Source organism: Paenibacillus sp. Y568 (genome assembly GCF_059445545.1).
Genome location: NZ_JCAIUM010000001.1, coordinates 19,028 through 36,529, shown reverse-complemented (window position 1 = coordinate 36,529; position 17,502 = coordinate 19,028). Strand labels below are relative to the sequence as shown.

Sequence of the window (17,502 nt, the reverse complement as noted above, 5' to 3'; positions counted from 1 at the left end):
CAGCGATAATGAAAACGTATCCAAGAGGATATGCAAAGTCAAAGAAAAGTCATGGGGAGGTCTATTTAAATGAACAAAAGATTGAAGAAGATTACACCAGCTATACTCGCAGGGGCACTGCTTGGTTCTGTTGTGGCAGGGTGCTCAAACTCAGCAGACGGAGGTAAAGAACCTCAAATTGGGGTAGCCATTTATAAATTTGATGATACCTTCATGACAGGTGTTCGTAACTCCATTAAAACGAATGCTGAAGGTAAAGCGAAGGTAGAGATTGTTGATAGTCAGAATTCCCAACCGACTCAGAATGACAAAGTTGATCTGTTTATTACAAAGAAAACGGATGCTCTATTGATTAATCCCGTAGACCGCACTGCGGCTGGCGTAATTATTGATAAAGCGAAGACTGCAGATACTCCTGTCGTATTCCTCAACCGGGAGCCACTTCCAGATGATATGAAGAAATGGGATAAAGTCTACTATGTTGGAGCCAAAGCGGAAGAATCAGGAACGATGTCAGGGGAGCTTATTGTTGATTACTGGAAGGCGCATCCTGAAGCAGATAAGAATAAAGACGGAGTTCTCCAATATGCCATGTTAATGGGTGAACCAGGTCACCAAGATGCTGAGTTACGTACACAGTATTCTGTCGAAGCCATTGAAGCAGCAGGGATCAAAGTACAAAAACTTGCTGAAGATACGGCCATGTGGGATCGCGTTAAAGGACAAGAAAAAATGGCAGCATTCTTAGGCAAAAATGGAGACAAGATTGAAGCTGTGCTTGCGAATAATGATGATATGGCATTAGGCGCTATTGAAGCTCTTAAAGCTGCTGGTTATTTCAAAGGTGATAAATATATGCCGGTTGTAGGTGTTGATGCTACAGCACCAGCAATTGAAGCATTACAAGATGGAACGATGCTTGGAACGGTACTTAATGATGCGAATAATCAAGGTAAAGCTTCTGTTATTCTAGCTACGCTATTAGCTAACGGTGAGGCACCAACAAAAGAAAACGTAGGTTTTGATATCACTGATAATCAATATGTATGGATTCAATATAAGAAAATTACAAAAGACAACGTTGACGAAGTTAAATAAGGGAAATTCATTCGGGGAGCTGGATGTTTCACGAGAATCCAGCTCTCTAATGATTGTACAAGAAAGAATCCGTATATAAAATGATGTGCCTCTAAAGGCAACACATATGTCAGGTAGGAGGAGGCGGTGGAGACCATGGCTGAACATGAGTTTTTGCTAGAAATGAAAGATATCACCAAGGAATTCCCGGGTGTAAAAGCCTTGGATGGTGTTACCTTACAAGTTCGTCCCGGAACAGTACACGCTCTCATGGGCGAGAATGGCGCTGGGAAATCAACGCTAATGAAATGTCTTTACGGTATTTATGAACCAGATGCTGGTCAGATTATGTTGGATGGTGTACAAGTTGAAATACACAATTCCAAGGATGCACTAAATCAAGGTGTTTCGATGATTCATCAGGAACTTCATCCGGTCCCTTTTCGCAATGTGATGGAGAACATTTGGTTAGGTCGGTTTCCAACCAGAGGATTCGGTCCCATACAGTTTATTGATCATAAGAAAATGTATAAGGATACAGAAGACCTATTCAAGGAACTTGACATTGATTTGTTGCCGGACACCATTGTTGGAAAGTTATCTGTTTCCAAAATTCAATCCATTGAAATCGCGAAAGCTGTTTCCTTCCATTCGAGGGTTATTGTGATGGATGAGCCAACCTCTTCGCTTACGAGCGTTGAAGTAGAACACTTATTCCGCATTATCCGCGACCTACAGAAGCGAGGAGTAGCCATTATTTATATATCGCACAAAATGGAAGAGATTCTGCAAATCTCTGACGATGTTACCATTATGCGAGATGGGAAGAAGATTGGGACTTGGCCAGCAAAGGAATTAACGACAGATAGTATCATATCGAAGATGGTTGGTCGTGATCTTACGAATCGGTTCCCAGAAAAAGAAAATGTGCCTGGTGATGTTATTTTGAAAGTACATGAATTAACTTCGATACAGTCAAATTCATTTAAGAATATAACATTTGATCTTCGTAAAGGCGAAATTCTGGGAATCGGTGGCTTAGTTGGAGCGCAACGCACGGAGCTTATTGAAGCATTATTTGGGCTTAGAGAAATCGTTTCAGGGACGATATCTTTGAATGGCAAAGAGATCAAAGTGAAATCGGCGGAAGATGCCAAACGTTATGGCATGGCCCTACTTACTGAAGAACGTCGAGCTACGGGTATTTTCTCCGTATTATCGGTTCATGAGAATGGCGCCATCGCGAATATGGACCGGTATCAGAAGCCCTATTTGTTACTTGATGAGAAGAAGAAGAAAAAAGAAGTCGATCATATGGTTGGAAAACTACGTACTAAGACACCGACTACTCGCACACTAATGATGAATTTGTCGGGTGGAAATCAGCAGAAAGTATTATTAGCTAGATGGTTGCTAACGGAACCAGAGATTCTTTTGTTAGACGAACCCACACGTGGAATTGATGTAGGAGCAAAATACGAAATATATTCCATTATTGCTGACTTGGCGAAACAAGGAAAAAGCATCATTATGATCTCATCTGAGATGCCTGAACTGCTTGGGATGTCTGACCGGATTATGGTGATGTCCGAAGGACGACTAACTGGAATCGTTGAGGGAAATGTTGCCACTCAAGAACAAATTATGACTCTGGCCGCGCAGCATTAAGGCATCGAAGGGAGAATATTCATGAATACGAAAAGATTACAAGGTTTTGCGTCGCAGTATGCGATTTATATTGTTTTAGTTGTACTGATTGTTGGGATTACAGCGTACAATCCAGCATTTCTATCTATTAACTCATTACGAGATGTATTAATTCAATCATCTACACGTGCTATTATAGCTCTAGGTGTTGCATTTATTCTTATTACAGCTGGAACTGACCTTTCCGCAGGTCGAATTGTTGGGTTAACGGCAGTTATTGCTGCTTCAATGTTACAGAAGGCGGAGTATGCTGCTCGCTTCTTTCCAGATCTTCCGCAAATGCAGTTTATCATCCCGGTTGCAATTGCTATATTCGTAGGTCTGCTTTGTGGACTTCTGAATGGATTTATTGTAGCAAAACTTAATGTACCACCCTTTATAGCTACATTAGGGACCATGGTTGCCGTGTATGGAATTAACTCCTTATATGTGGATATGGAACCGAATAACTCCCAGCCTATAGCGGGTCTTCGAGATGATTTTACGATTATAGGAACAGGTTCCATCGGAGAAGGGAAGTTCTCCTTACCTTATATTGTCCTTATCGCAATTTTTGTAGCATTCGTAGTATGGGTCATCTTCAATAAAACGAAGCTTGGTAAAAATATGTATGCCATTGGTGGTAACATTCAAGCCGCTAAAGTATCTGGTATTAATGTAGCCAAATATTTAATCTATATTTACGCTATTGCAGGAGCACTTTATGGTCTTGCCGGTGTGCTTGAGTCCGCTAGAACAGGTGGAGCAACGAATAATTACGGGAATATGTACGAGCTTGATGCAATAGCAGCTTGCGTAGTTGGTGGTGTATCAACGACGGGTGGAATTGGTACAGTTCCTGGAGTTGTTGTTGGGGTACTGATCTTTACAATTATTAACTATGGTCTAACATTCATAGGTATCAGTCCTTACTGGCAACTGATTATTAAAGGTCTGATCATCGTTGCTGCAGTAGCCTTCGATATGCGTAAATACGCTGCGAAGAAATAAGATGAACTGAACCATCTTATATAATTAGTATCATAGTTCTACCTTATATAAACGCACATTGTGCGTTTATATAAGGTTTTTTCTGTTGGGAAAGTTAATTTTCTATGGATATATCAAGGTTTGGAGGCGAATCCCAAAATCTGTAGGATCAAAAATAGATTCTATCATGTTACAATAGTTTTGTTGTTGATGACAGTTTTGTAACCTTTTTGTAACCTCGAGATACGAAAATACAATATTAATTTAGGGAGATGTATTATATATGAAAAAATCAATGATTAAAACAGTTATGACAGGTACATTTGCTTCTATTTTAGCAGTTGGACTTGCATTACCTGGATTGGCCTCGGCTGCCTCCAATCAAACATGTAACTATACAGATATCAATGTAGTTCTTCAAGAGTGGGCTAAGAATCATAGTGTTAATGGAAATTGGAAAGTTATCGTGTTAGACAAGACACAAACAACGATTAAGCCTACAACACCAACAACTAAACCAGAAGCAAAACCAGAAACTAAGCCAGAAGCAAAACCAGAAACTAAGCCAGAAGCAAAACCAGAAACTAAGCCAGAAGCAAAACCAGAAACTAAGCCAGAAGCAAAACCAGAAACTAAACCAGAAACTAAACCAGAAACTAAACCAGAAACTAAACCAGTAACAACTCCAGAAACGAATACTACAACTACAGATAAATCAAGTGTTGCTGCACAGGTCGTAGATCTAGTAAATCAGGAACGTACTAAAGCAGGTCTTAAAGCATTGACTGTAGATTCTAAACTAGCAAACATGGCTCTAGATAAAGCTAAAGATATGAGTAACAATAATTACTTTGATCATAATTCACCAACTTATGGGTCTCCATTTGATATGATGAAGACTTATGGTATCTCTTATAGCTATGCGGGTGAGAATATTGCCAAAGGTCAAAAAACACCTGCTGACGTTATGAATTCGTGGATGAACAGTGAAGGGCATCGTGCCAATATTTTGAGCCCTAACTTCACAACGATTGGCGTGGGTTTCTATAATGGTCACTGGGTACAAGAATTTATTAGCAAATAATAAACAAACAGAAACATTATATATTTAGCGACTGGGCTATTCTAATAAGATGCCCAGCCGCTTTTTTGTGTGTTAAATGATCATTACATACCCCGAAACAAGGTGAATAACACACTTTGACTCTTTGTTATATCGTCTTTAGGGTACTCGTCATTTGCAAATTTGATTTAGAAGTTTTAATGTAAACTAAATATAGGTAATCCAAGTATTAGGTAAAATGATGACAGGTACACCAAGAATAAGGGAGGTATTGAACATGAAATCATCACAGTGGATCTGGCGCTTGGTGAGTATCGTCTCGATCGTGACGACATTCATATTGCTAGCTGGATTTATATATGCCATAAAGGATATTAATGCACCACAGGCAGGTAAAGAGATGATAGCTCCAACACAACAACAAGGAGCGGGTGTAAAGGATAGTATGGAAACCAAGAAGGAATACAAGGTTGCTGCTATCGGAGACTCCTTAGCCAAAGGCACGGGAGATCAGACCGGAAGAGGGTTCGTGAAAAGAAGTGTGGATGCTCTTGCGAAGAACACGGGTAAGAAGTCTATATTACTTAACAACTTAGGCATTAACGGGTTAACTACGGATGGACTCGTATCTAAGTTGGACGAGACAGGTGTTCAATACGTCCTGAAACAGGCGGATATTATCATTCTTTCTATTGGGGGAAATGACTTATTTCAAGGAGCTCAATTGCTTTTAGCTGATGCTGGGAGTTCTGACAATTCTAATGATTCAGCAGATACAAAGTCGACAACTACGGTAGAAGAGGTAACAGCTGATAAGATATTGCGTGCATTGCCTAAAGCAACCGAACAACTGAAAACTGTGTTGGAGAAAATAAGAGAGATTAATCCTGATTCTTATATCGTATATGTGGGTTTGTATAATCCATTCGGGGATCTAACCGAATTGAGAACGGTGGGTAACGAGGCTGTAGCGACATGGAACAATGTAGCACTCACGACGATGAATAACTATGAGAATATGACGGTAGTTCCTACATATGATTTGTTCACATCCAATTTGAAACGATATTTATCAACAGATCATTTTCACCCAAACGCTGAGGGGTACCAACAAATCGCGGACCGTATAGTTCAGGGGATACAGTAAGAAGACATTCTGGAGGGAGGTAGTTGACTATGGTAAGGGAATTGAAGCGCGCGGACAATATTGTTCTATCTGTAGAACATGTGAATAAGAAAATCGGTAAAAAAATGATTATTAAGGATGTTACTTTTGACGTGCGAGAGGGTGAAATATTTGGTTTCTTAGGTCCCAATGGTGCGGGCAAGACGACAACGATACGTATGTTGGTTGACCTGATTAAACCCAGTAGTGGAACCATAAAAGTCTATGGTTATGATGTTAACCGTGATCAAGAGAATGCCTTACAATATGTAGGATCGATTGTCGAGAATCCAGAAGTGTATACTTATCTTACAGGATGGGAGAACTTGGAACATTTTGCCCGTATGCAACCCGGTGTAGATGTTGTGAGAATTCAAGAAGTCGTAGATATTGTTAGGTTAGATCAACGTATCCATGATAAGGTAAGTACTTACTCACTCGGTATGCGTCAGAGACTTGGTATAGCTCAAGCGCTATTGGGTCGTCCTAAGTTACTTATTCTCGATGAACCTACGAATGGTCTTGATCCCAAAGGAATTAAGGAATTACGTGTGTTTATACGAAAATTGGCAGAAGAAGGTCTAGCGGTATTTGTATCCAGTCATTTGTTAAGCGAAATCCAACTGTTATGTGATCGTGTAGCGATTATCAGTCAAGGAAGAGTACTTGCTGTGGGTGAGGTAAATGAATTGGTGTCAGAGAATGCTGAATATGTCATTTGGGAAATGGAACCTATGCAAGCGGGGCGAGATATATTATCTAAGTTTGAAGGGGTTCAGCTGGTAGAGTCGGCAGAATCTAAGCTCGATGATACTATCGTTGCGGGTATGTCAGTGAATGCAGTGGTGACACAGAATGGGGAGGATCTTATTCCGATGATCATCTCAGAATTGGTTAAGGCGGATATCGCTGTGAAGGGTGTCAATAAGATTAATCCAACACTTGAACAACTATTCCTACAAATGACTGCAGGTGAGAACATTGAGTAGTCATATGGTACCTCTAATTAAAAATGAATGTATTAAGATCATTAAGAAAAAACGATTTTATGTCATTCTACTTATTCTATGTGTTCTGGTGCCGATTTTCACATATGCTCAAATGCGTTCATCAGAGCTTAGTCGAGACAAGTTCAATGGCGATTGGAAGCTTGAACTGCAGCAGCAAATAACAGATAATCAGAATTCACTGGGTAGCGATCGTGTACCGGAGGAATGGAAGAAGTATCGACTTATTTTCGTGCAACAGCTACAGTATTATCTAGACCATGATGTTAATCCCAAAGAACCCAACGGGGTGACATTTACACGCGAGTTTATGGATAATTCCATCTCTTTATTCATTCCGCTGTTGATTATGGCTATCGCTTCGGATATTGTATCGGGTGAAAGGACATCAGGTACGATCAAGATGTTGTTGACAAGACCCGTAAAAAGGTGGAAGGTACTGCTGAGTAAGATGATTACAATGATCATGTTTGTATCGTTGATTGTATTATCTACTTTTGTAATAAGTTATTTGATCTCAGGAGCCTTTTTTGGATATAAGGGATTTAATATTCCCGTGTTTACTGGGTTTCAGATTAGTGGTTCTAATGTGGATATGTCAACAGTACATGCGATACCCCAATGGGAGTATATGTTGATGCAATGCGGATTAATATGGTTCGTAGCTGTAACTGTGGCCTTGCTTGCATTTATGGTGTCTGTGTTAGTTAGAAGTACTGCGGCAAGTATCGTCGTGATGATGGCGGCACTCATAGCTGGTACGATTTTGACAAATATGGCATCAGCATGGACAAGCGCTAAATATTTATTTATGGTAAACTTGCAACTTACGAATTATTTAGCCGGTACACCAGCACCTATTGAAGGTATGAATCTTAACTTTTCATTGATTGTACTGGGGATTTGGGCGATTATATCGGTGATTATTTCATTCGGAGTCTTTACGAAAAGGGATATCTTGAATTAAAATGGACAAGGATAACAAAACATCTGTTTGCATCGGATGAACATCCTACATAAAGATTTACAAAGGGGGAGCATGAATGGTCGATCAGATCGATTTGTTTGCAGAGTCTTCCAAGGACGGCGCTCAAGGCCATACCGGGTACGATGTAGACGACATTCAAGTGCTCGAAGGTCTAGTTGCGGTTCGCAAGAGACCAGGAATGTATATTGGTAGTACAAGTACATCGGGACTTCATCATCTAGTATGGGAAATCGTTGATAATGCGGTGGACGAACATCTTGCCAAATACTGCACAAGAATTGAAATAACATTACACAAAGACGGATCCGTGACGGTTCAAGATAATGGACGCGGTATTCCTACAGGAATTCATAAAACAGGTATACCTACACCTCAGGTTGTATTTACAATCCTGCATGCAGGAGGTAAATTCGGAGGTTCAGGATATAAGAAATCAGGCGGACTTCATGGTGTTGGTGCTTCCGTAACCAATGCTTTATCAGAATGGCTGGAAGTCGAAATCTATCGTGATGGTAAAATACATCGCCAACGTTTCGAATATTGGGTAGATAAAAAAGGTGTAGAACATGTAGGGGAACCCTCTACAGGTCTTGAAGTGTTGGGAAATACCAACAAGACAGGAACCAAAGTGACATTCAAACCAGATATTCGTGTCTTCGCAAATGGGATTCACTTTAATTATGATACGTTGGCGGAACGGGTACAGGAACTTGCATTCTTGAATTCGGGTCTTCGTATTGTGTTGAAAGATCTTCGTTCGGATAAACAAGATGAATTTCATTACGAAGGTGGTGCTAGCCAATTCGTTGAATTCCTCAATGAAGGTAAAGATGTGTTGCATGACGTCATTCACTTTAATGCCGAGAAGGATGATGTGGAAGTTGAAGTTGCCCTTCAGTATAATGCAGGGTATACAGAGACACTGGCCTCATTCGTTAACTCCATTCCAACGCGGGGTGGCGGTACGCATGAGACAGGATTTAAGACAGCTTATACTCGAATAATGAATGATTATGCTAGGAAAACTAGCCTCCTGAAAGAGAAGGATAAGAATCTGGAAGGGACAGATTTACGTGAAGGCATGATGACGGTAATCAGTGTCAAAATGTCGGACGTTGAATTTGTGGGCCAGACCAAAGACCAACTAGGGAGTGCTTCTGCACGGAGCATGGTGGATGCGATTGTCTCGGAGAACATGCAAATTTTCCTAGAAGAGAATCCTCAAGTCGCGCAGACATTGATTAAGAAGGCAGTTCAGGCATCGAGAGCGCGTGAAGCTGCTCGCAAAGCACGTGATGATATGCGTACGGGTAAAAAGCGTAGTGAAAGCTCAAACCTGAATGGTAAACTCACACCTGCACAGTCTAAAGACGTGACTCGAACAGAATTGTTCATCGTTGAAGGAGATTCCGCGGGTGGTTCAGCTAAACAAGGTCGAGACTCTAAGATTCAAGCGATTCTACCTTTGAAAGGGAAACCGCTGAATCCAGAGAAAGCTAAACTAGCTGATGTCCTCAAGAACGAGGAATATCGCGCGATTGTATCGGCTATTGGGGCAGGGATTGGAACTGATTTTGAAGTGGAAGACAGCAATTATTCTAAAGTTATTATCATGACAGATGCGGATACGGATGGAGCGCATATTCAAGTATTGCTTCTGACGTTCTTTTATCGTTATATGAAACCACTTATTGATGCTGGTAAGGTCTTTATTGCACAGCCGCCATTGTACAAGATTACACGTAAATCGGGTAAACTCGAGACGATGCGTTATGCATGGAGCGACGAAGAGTTAGCGAATTATTTGAAAGAATTCGGAGACAAATACGAATTGCAGCGTTATAAAGGACTCGGAGAAATGAATCCTGAGCAGTTATGGGAGACAACGATGAATCCAGAGATGAGAACGCTACTGAAAGTACAGATTGTAGATGCAGCGAAAGCAGAGCGACGCGTATCCACCTTGATGGGTGACAAAGTTGATCCTCGTAAACGCTGGATTGTTGATAATGTTGACTTTACTGAAGTTGAGGAATAGAAGGTGAATAGATGAGCTTATCAGAAGAATATCTACCGGCCTATTTAGAAGAGGTCGTTGGTGACCGTTTCGGACGGTACTCTAAATATATTATTCAAGATCGTGCGATTCCCGATGTACGTGATGGACTGAAGCCTGTTCAGCGACGTATTCTATATTCGATGTATGATTCAGGGAATATGCCTGACAAACCATATCGTAAGTCAGCTAAGGCGGTCGGAGATGTGATGGGGAATTACCATCCACACGGAGACTCGTCGATTTATGATGGTATGGTACGTATGGCACAACCCTGGAAAATGGGACATACGCTTATCGATGGACATGGTAACTGGGGATCCATCGATGATGATCCAGCGGCAGCTATGCGTTATACGGAAGCAAGGTTATCACCGATTGCCTTAGAATTATTGCGTGATATCGAGAAAGGTACTGTATTATTTAAGGACAATTTCGATAACACCACACAAGAACCAACGGTATTACCTTCGAGATATCCTAATCTTCTCGTTAATGGTGCGAGTGGGATCTCTGCAGGTTTCGCAACTGAAATTCCTCCGCATAATTTGCGTGAGGTTATCGATGCGTGTATAGCAGTCATGCAGAAACCAGAGATTGAACTGGAAGAATTGATGACCTTTATCAAAGGTCCAGACTTTCCCCTTGGTGGAACAATCATGGGCGGAGAAGGCATCATGGATGCTTATCGCACAGGTAAAGGACGCATTTATTTAAGATCTAAGACGGATATTGAATTTATGCGTGGTGGGAAGCAGCAGATTGTAATCACGGAGATCCCTTTTCAGGTAGTTAAGTCACGCCTTGTAACCGCTATGGAGAATATCCGATTAGAGAAAAAGGTTGAGGGTATCGCTGAGGTGCGTGATGAAAGTGGTCGTGAAGGGCTTCGTATCGTTATTGAATTGAAGAAAGAAGCCGATGCACAAGGAATCTTGGCTTATTTGTTGAAAAAAACGGATTTACAAATCACGTATAACTTCAATATGGTTGCGATCGTGAACAAGGCTCCTCATCAATTAGGGCTTAAACCGATTCTCCAGGCTTATATTGAACATCAACGTGAAGTAGTCACTCGTAGAACGAAATATGATCTGAATAAAGCTGAAGATCGTCTCCATGTGCTCGAAGGCCTAGTGAAGGCACTTAACATTCTAGATGAAGTCATTGCAGCCATCAAAGCTTCTAAGAACCGACAGGATGCTCAGAACAACTTACAATGGATGTTTGGCTTCACGGAGCGTCAAGCGGATGCGATTCTTACTTTACAACTATATCGAATTACGAACTTAGAGATCACGACATTAACGAAAGAAATGGACGAGATTAATAAGAAGGTTGCTACGCTACGCGGCATTATTGAGAGTGAAAAGAAGCTGTTAGCAGTCATTCGTAAAGAACTTATGGACATAAGAGAAAAATATGGAATAGACCGCCGATCTGTTATTCAGGGTGAAGTTGAAGAACTGAAGGTGAATCTTGAAGTATTGGTTAATGCAGAAGATGTAATTGTGACCCTCTCTAACGATGGTTATATTAAGCGAACTAGTATGCAGTCGTTTACTAGATCGGGCGGTGATCGTGAAGGGTCTGGAGTGAAAGACGGCGATTACCTTAAAAAAGTACTTGAGTTAAACACACTCGAAAACTTATTGGTCTTCACTCAAAAAGGACAATACTTTATACTACCTGTTCATCAGATTCCAGAGTTTAAATGGAAAGATGCCGGTACGGCCATCGTGAATGTCATACATCTTGCCAAAGAAGATGAGATTGTTGGCTTCATACCGGTTTCAACACTCGATGATCCAGGTAAGAGTCTTGTATTTGTTACTAGAAAAGGCCAAGTTAAACGTACGGAACTGAAAGAGTATATGACGAATCGTTCAAATGCTGTCGCTGCTTGTAAAGTAGCTGAGGCAGATGAGATCATCTCCGTTACGATGAGCGATAACAGTAAAGACATACTACTCGTAAGTAAATTAGGAATGAGTATTCGCTTTAAAGAACAAGAAGTGAACTCGATGGGTCGCGTATCCACGGGTGTACGAGGAATGCAATTACGTGAAGGTGACGAGATCGTGTCTGCTCTATGGGTGGAGGACGATGAAGGTGAAATTCTTACGGTCAGCGATATTGGTTATGCCAAACGATCCCTGTTGGTAGACTACTTATCCCAAAGTCGCGGAGGCAAAGGATTACCGACATTTGAATTCAAAGAGGGTAAACGTGTCAAACCAAATGGAAGTCACTTGGTAGGCGCATTCTATTGTAAGGAACCCGTTCATTTAGTAGCTGTGAGTCAAGCGGGGACTACAGTTGAGATGACTTCCGAACAAACGCCAATATCCGATCGTAAATCGACGGGTAAACAACTGATTCATCTAGACAAAAATGATCAGATTAATGATTTGTTCGAGAAGTAAAATAGGTAAGATAGAAGGCATTCTACTACGATTGTAGTGAGGATGCTTTCTTTAAAATATAAGAATTTATAAGTAGTTCTGCTTATAATTAGGCTTATATTTCAATGCTAAACGTTTCTTCACCGCGAAAGAATGGTGAGGCCATTTTTGCTAATAAAATGAAAATTTTAGGAGATAGGAAGGAAATGGAACAAATTTCGCGAAAGTTAATGATATAAACGAAGTGGTATATAGAAAGGTAGGTATACTGTTGCAAACTTCCGAATTCGCGAAATTATGGTCCCAGCTTAGCAAAGATTATAAATTACATATGGAAAGTGAACTTGCACCTGTACTGACAGAAGCTCAGTTAACTGTTCTTGAGGTCATCATGGAACGTGGCACGATGAAACCTTCCGATTTCATACCTTATTTGGCTACAAGTCCAGCGGCAGTCACGATGCTATTGGATCGAATGGAGAAGAGTGGTCTGTTAGGTAGAGAGCGTGATAGTCAAGATCGCCGTATCGTCTGGGTGTCCATTTCAGAGAAAGGCAAACAGGAGGCAGAGCGCGGTATACAGATTCGCGATGCTTTTTTATCCACGGTGTTAAATCGTATATCATCACATAATCAACAATTACTTGTATATCTTCTTGGAAAAATTACAGCGAATACTACGAAAGTGGTATGAATATTTAAGGGTAAGCTGTGTACAAGGTTAGAGTAACTCTGTTGAGACAACAAAGGGAGTCTTTCATAATGAACAAGATGGAAGTGTTACGTAATCCTAAACAACGTAAATTACTATTTGGTGTAGGTCTTAGTTGGCTGTTCGATGCCATGGATGTGGGTATCATTTCATTTATCGTTGCAGCGCTTAGTGTGGAATGGTCCCTGACAGCGGGACAGGTTGGTTTTCTAACAAGTATAAGTTCCTTAGGGATGGTTCTTGGCGCTGCCTTAGCAGGAGTTATGGCAGATCGATATGGACGTAAATCTATATTGTTGTGGACGTTATTAATATTCTCGATCGCAAGCGGATTATCTGCCCTTGCAACAGGCTTCGGCGTATTGTGTGTATTACGATTTATATCAGGTGTTGGACTCGGTGGAGAGCTACCTGTAGCGTCTACACTTGTATCTGAATCTATGCCAGCGAAGGAACGTGGACGTGCCGTAGTGCTCCTGGAGAGTTTTTGGGCAGTCGGTTGGATCTGTGCTGCACTGATTGGCTACTTTATAATTCCTGAATTTGGTTGGCAGGCCGCTTTCGTCATTGGTGCAGTCCCTGCAATATACGCTCTCTATCTAAGACGTGCGATTGAGGACCCACCTCGGTTCATCAAACAAAGTGGGGTACGTAAAGTTTCTTTTCGTGAAAAAGTAGCTCAGGTATGGTCAATGGAGCATCGACGATCTACGATTATGTTGTGGATCTTATGGTTCACTGTCGTGTTTTCCTATTATGGTATGTTCCTGTGGTTACCCTCCATTATGACAATGAAAGGGTTCACGTTAGTTAAGAGTTTTGAGTATGTCCTTATTATGACTTTAGCTCAACTCCCTGGATATTTCACCGCTGCTTATTTCATTGAGAAATTCGGACGCAAATTCGTCCTTATCACATACTTAGTGATGACAGCTCTTAGTGCCGCGTGGTTTGGATATTCCACATCCGTAGGGATGCTAATAACGTCAGGAATATTTCTATCGTTCTTTAACTTGGGAGCTTGGGGAGGTTTATATGCCTACAGTCCAGAGTTATATCCAACAAAGGTGCGGACGACAGGCGTTGGGCTTGCAACGGCCATGGGACGTATAGGAGGAGTTATCGCTCCATTATTAGTGGGTGGACTTATAACAAAAGGAATTGAACTGAAAGTTATCTTTATGATGTTTTTCGTGGTGATCCTCATTGGCGCTGCTGCTGTACTCTTTTTGGGTAAAGAGACCAAGGGAATGGAATTAGCAGATGAGTAGATTTGAATAGTGCAGTACTCCAGATAGGCGACCTTCCGTTCATAATCGAACGAGAAGTCGCCTATTTTGACTTATGCAGATAGGTTTAATGTTCTGCTTTAAACACTATTGGGAATGAGTGTACTGATAATGCGGTGAATCATATTGTGGTCCTGATTTCTCATAAGTGAACCAATAATCAATGACATGTCCATTGTTCAAGTTAGAGATAACCTGTTCCCATGTTCCATTGTTATTCGTCATACGATAATTTAGTTGTCCTCCTCCTGCAACGGTATAGTGAACATCTACATATGACGCCGCCACGACAGGTCTGAAATAGATTTGTGCTTCAGAGGAACTGAGTCGAGTAACCCCAGCGGTATAGTCGTTTGTTACAATTTCTCCGTTTCCTCCGTTAGGAGAATCGGTCGTAACAGAAACTGCATTGCTAGCAGGAGAGAGGTTACCAGCAGCGTCCTTGGCCTTTACTGTAAAAGTATACGAGGTGTTCGCTGTTAAACCACTCACGGTAGCTGATGCACCAGATACGGAAGTAGCTAAGGTACCGCCACGATATACTTCATAGCCAGTAACGCCTACATTGTCCTGGGAAGCATTCCAACTTAAACTAACGGATGTTGCTGTCTTAGATGAGACAGTTAGAGTATTCGGTGCCGTAGGGGCTTGTGTATCTAGTGGCGGAGGTATTGTTCCTCCTCCATTACCAATGTTGAAACTATTAGGCTGCACAGTCACTTGCTGACCATTAGAGAAAGTTACGGTTTTGACATTGCTCGTCATATTGTATACTACGTATGTTCTAACGCCATTTTTATTAAATACGGCATACATGGGGTAATCTGCTGTAATACTGCGGTCTGCGTTACCTAGAGCATCTAGATTATAAATCCAATGATAGGCGTTTGCTTTGGAGTTACCTTGTTCTGGTACAAGTGTTGATGACCGGGCATTAAATTTCGCTTTGGCATCAGATGGATCTGAAATGGCTCGGTACATGTATACGATATCTTCCCATGGACTGAAATTACCGCCGCTTTCGGATAAGAGAGCATTGTAGTTTATCGCGGCGTATCCTGGATGTTGTGTTAAATACAGTGAAGCAGATGTTATAGGGAGCCAATTAATTCCATGCACTTCTGCAGGGTTAGCCGTCCACCATGTGGCATCACCAACGGTCTTCCCGCCCCAGATCATACTTGCTGTTTCCTTCGTAAATCCTGCCGGATGATTAGTGCCATCGACATCGAACCAATATTCATTAATAGCATTCATTTCGGTTGTATACTGATAAATTCCAGCGTCGCGAATCGTTTTATCTCCGGTAGCTTCACCCCAAAGAATCATTCCTGCCCAAGCATTCATAGCTTCAGAAGAAGACTCATTATTGTTACCGTCTCCAAATCGGGCATGGCCGGATGCCCAAGAATGTCCAGCATACGGATCAAAGTTTCGGAGGTAAGGGAATGAGGTGTCATTACGGTCTACATTGGCGATATCGCGGATCAACAGTTTGACCATCCCGCCCCAATTCGTATCACTTGCCCAATTCTTATCCAAGCGTGCAATTTCCGCCGCTGCTTTGATGTAATATCCATAGTGAAAATGATGGTCGTTCAACTCAAGAGCGGATCCATAACTATCGGGATACCCAATAACAGTTCCCCAATTGTTGTTATAATAAAATAAGTTAGTGCTTTTTAAATTAGAAGATGAATCACTTGCTGTGAACCAATCTATGAGCCTGCTCTTGATCTCACTACGGAACTGGGATGCTACCGCCGTATTCCCCATCTGATCGGCAATGGGAGCCAGCGTCGCTAGCTTACCGAGACGTTTACCTACCCAGTACGTATCTGGAGCATCCGAATATACTTCTTGTGCAGCTTCATTAAGATATTGATTTAATTTATTTTTGTCATAAGTACCCTGATCAGGTAACGAAGGCAGAACCCCTGTGAATTTCAGCTTCGTTTGAAAAGAGGATCCTTCGACTGTCTTCATCAATCCTCTTACGGATGGATAAGTGTAAGATAGAGTGGCATTCTGAGAGTTTTTCCATTGATGAGGATAAAGTGCCATAATCGTCCCCGTCTGAGTTCCCTCTTTGGCCACCGTACTCACGGTGAAGGTTGTCGTTACTTCGCTGCTACTTTCATTGTAAGTGTAGTTGGACTTGGTATCCGTCACATGAGAATACGCGTATTGTTTGTATTTATTTAAAGTTGCCACCGATGAATCCGGAAGAGAGGCGATGGAGAAGTAATTTTTGCCGTTTAAATTGTTGGTTAACGTTGTTGTTGAGATTCCGCTCCAAGTGCTCCCGGTGGGGCCATAGAGCCCATAATGTGCACCTTCGATCGTAATACCAAGAACGGAGCTACTCGCTCCACCAGACCATACTGTAGGAGGTGTATAGAACTTTAGCTTAGGGTTTCCTCCTGCATAAGTGAAATACACGTAGGGAGAACCGTGCCCATAGGACACATTCATCGAGTTGTTTCCTTTTTGATACAATGCTTTGACAAACCAATCACTAAATCCGTCCACTTTAGCATCTGGGAATACGGATTCTGAGGTATGTCCCACCGTGAAGTCATGAATGTCGCCCATCCACCCAGCAATATATCCCGGTTGTGCTGTGATTCTTGAGCCAGGATAATAAATCCGTATGCCATCCGATTGATTCTTCATCGCGAGTGGATGTGGATATTGTGCTTCTGAATAGTTATCCCATGCTAGATTACTCCACCAATCGTTTGTAGGCATTTTACCTGTGACATTGGAAGTTTTAGATATGGCTGACTGTACAGCATTTGCCCCGGAGGGAAGGATTGTAGAATACGATCCCTGTCCTACGTTAATCTCGCCTGAAAACGCATACATTTTTGCCGGTAATACTAGACCTAAACATAGCATCAATAGATACAAGATGATCTTCTTCACTTAAATCCTCCTTTGTAGAATAGATTATTGGATTGGATGACTTGCATACATAGGATTACAATGATGTTTACCGTGATAAATACGTGAGCGTCTCCTTTCTTAGGATGATTTGTAGGTAATGATGGAACCTCAAGAT

12 protein-coding genes are annotated in these 17,502 nt (G+C 41.5%); 11 read left to right on the top strand and 1 reads right to left on the bottom strand.

All coding sequences use genetic code 11. The features are described 5' to 3' along the window. Positions 1-69 precede the first annotated feature (69 nt). The 11 genes from AC1D7X_RS00155 to AC1D7X_RS00105 all read left to right on the top strand — a co-directional run bounded on the left by AC1D7X_RS00155 (position 70) and on the right by AC1D7X_RS00105 (position 14,420). Positions 70-1,098: a galactose ABC transporter substrate-binding protein gene (locus AC1D7X_RS00155; protein ID WP_495454624.1), complete on the top strand. Its 1,029-nt coding sequence runs from the start codon at positions 70-72 to the stop codon at positions 1,096-1,098. A gap of 135 nt (positions 1,099-1,233) precedes the next feature. Further along, a complete protein-coding gene (locus tag AC1D7X_RS00150) occupies positions 1,234-2,745 on the top strand; it encodes a sugar ABC transporter ATP-binding protein (protein ID WP_495454625.1) in 1,512 nt (503 codons plus the stop codon). 21 nt (positions 2,746-2,766) lie between these two features. Continuing rightward, complete coding sequence (gene mglC, locus AC1D7X_RS00145) at positions 2,767-3,774, top strand: galactose/methyl galactoside ABC transporter permease MglC (protein WP_495454626.1); 1,008 nt, start codon at positions 2,767-2,769, stop codon at positions 3,772-3,774. 262 nt (positions 3,775-4,036) lie between these two features. After that, positions 4,037-4,837: a CAP domain-containing protein gene (locus tag AC1D7X_RS00140; protein WP_495474422.1), complete on the top strand. Its 801-nt coding sequence runs from the start codon at positions 4,037-4,039 to the stop codon at positions 4,835-4,837. Positions 4,838-5,093: 256 nt separating this feature from the next. After that, positions 5,094-5,963 (top strand): GDSL-type esterase/lipase family protein, encoded by an 870-nt coding sequence (locus tag AC1D7X_RS00135; protein ID WP_495454628.1) that lies wholly within the window; start codon positions 5,094-5,096, stop codon positions 5,961-5,963. A gap of 29 nt (positions 5,964-5,992) precedes the next feature. Beyond that, complete coding sequence (locus AC1D7X_RS00130; protein ID WP_495454755.1) at positions 5,993-6,970, top strand: ABC transporter ATP-binding protein; 978 nt, start codon at positions 5,993-5,995, stop codon at positions 6,968-6,970. A 4-nt stretch (positions 6,971-6,974) separates the two neighbouring features. Further along, positions 6,975-7,955, top strand: coding sequence for an ABC transporter permease (locus AC1D7X_RS00125; protein WP_495454756.1), 981 nt, complete (start codon positions 6,975-6,977; stop codon positions 7,953-7,955). A gap of 76 nt (positions 7,956-8,031) precedes the next feature. After that, positions 8,032-10,014: a DNA topoisomerase IV subunit B gene (parE, locus tag AC1D7X_RS00120; protein WP_495454629.1), complete on the top strand. Its 1,983-nt coding sequence runs from the start codon at positions 8,032-8,034 to the stop codon at positions 10,012-10,014. Positions 10,015-10,025: 11 nt separating this feature from the next. Continuing rightward, positions 10,026-12,458, top strand: coding sequence for a DNA gyrase subunit A (gene gyrA, locus AC1D7X_RS00115; protein WP_495474421.1), 2,433 nt, complete (start codon positions 10,026-10,028; stop codon positions 12,456-12,458). 250 nt (positions 12,459-12,708) lie between these two features. Further along, a complete protein-coding gene (locus tag AC1D7X_RS00110) occupies positions 12,709-13,131 on the top strand; it encodes a MarR family winged helix-turn-helix transcriptional regulator (protein WP_495454757.1) in 423 nt (140 codons plus the stop codon). Between the two features lie 68 nt (positions 13,132-13,199). After that, positions 13,200-14,420: an MFS transporter gene (locus tag AC1D7X_RS00105; RefSeq protein WP_495454631.1), complete on the top strand. Its 1,221-nt coding sequence runs from the start codon at positions 13,200-13,202 to the stop codon at positions 14,418-14,420. A gap of 105 nt (positions 14,421-14,525) precedes the next feature. On the opposite strand, the gene AC1D7X_RS00100 is transcribed toward AC1D7X_RS00105, so the two are convergent. Continuing rightward, on the bottom strand, positions 14,526-17,366 hold the full coding sequence (locus AC1D7X_RS00100) for a glycosyl hydrolase (RefSeq protein ID WP_495454632.1): 2,841 nt from the start codon (positions 17,364-17,366) through the stop codon (positions 14,526-14,528). Between the last annotated feature and the right edge of the window lie 136 nt (positions 17,367-17,502).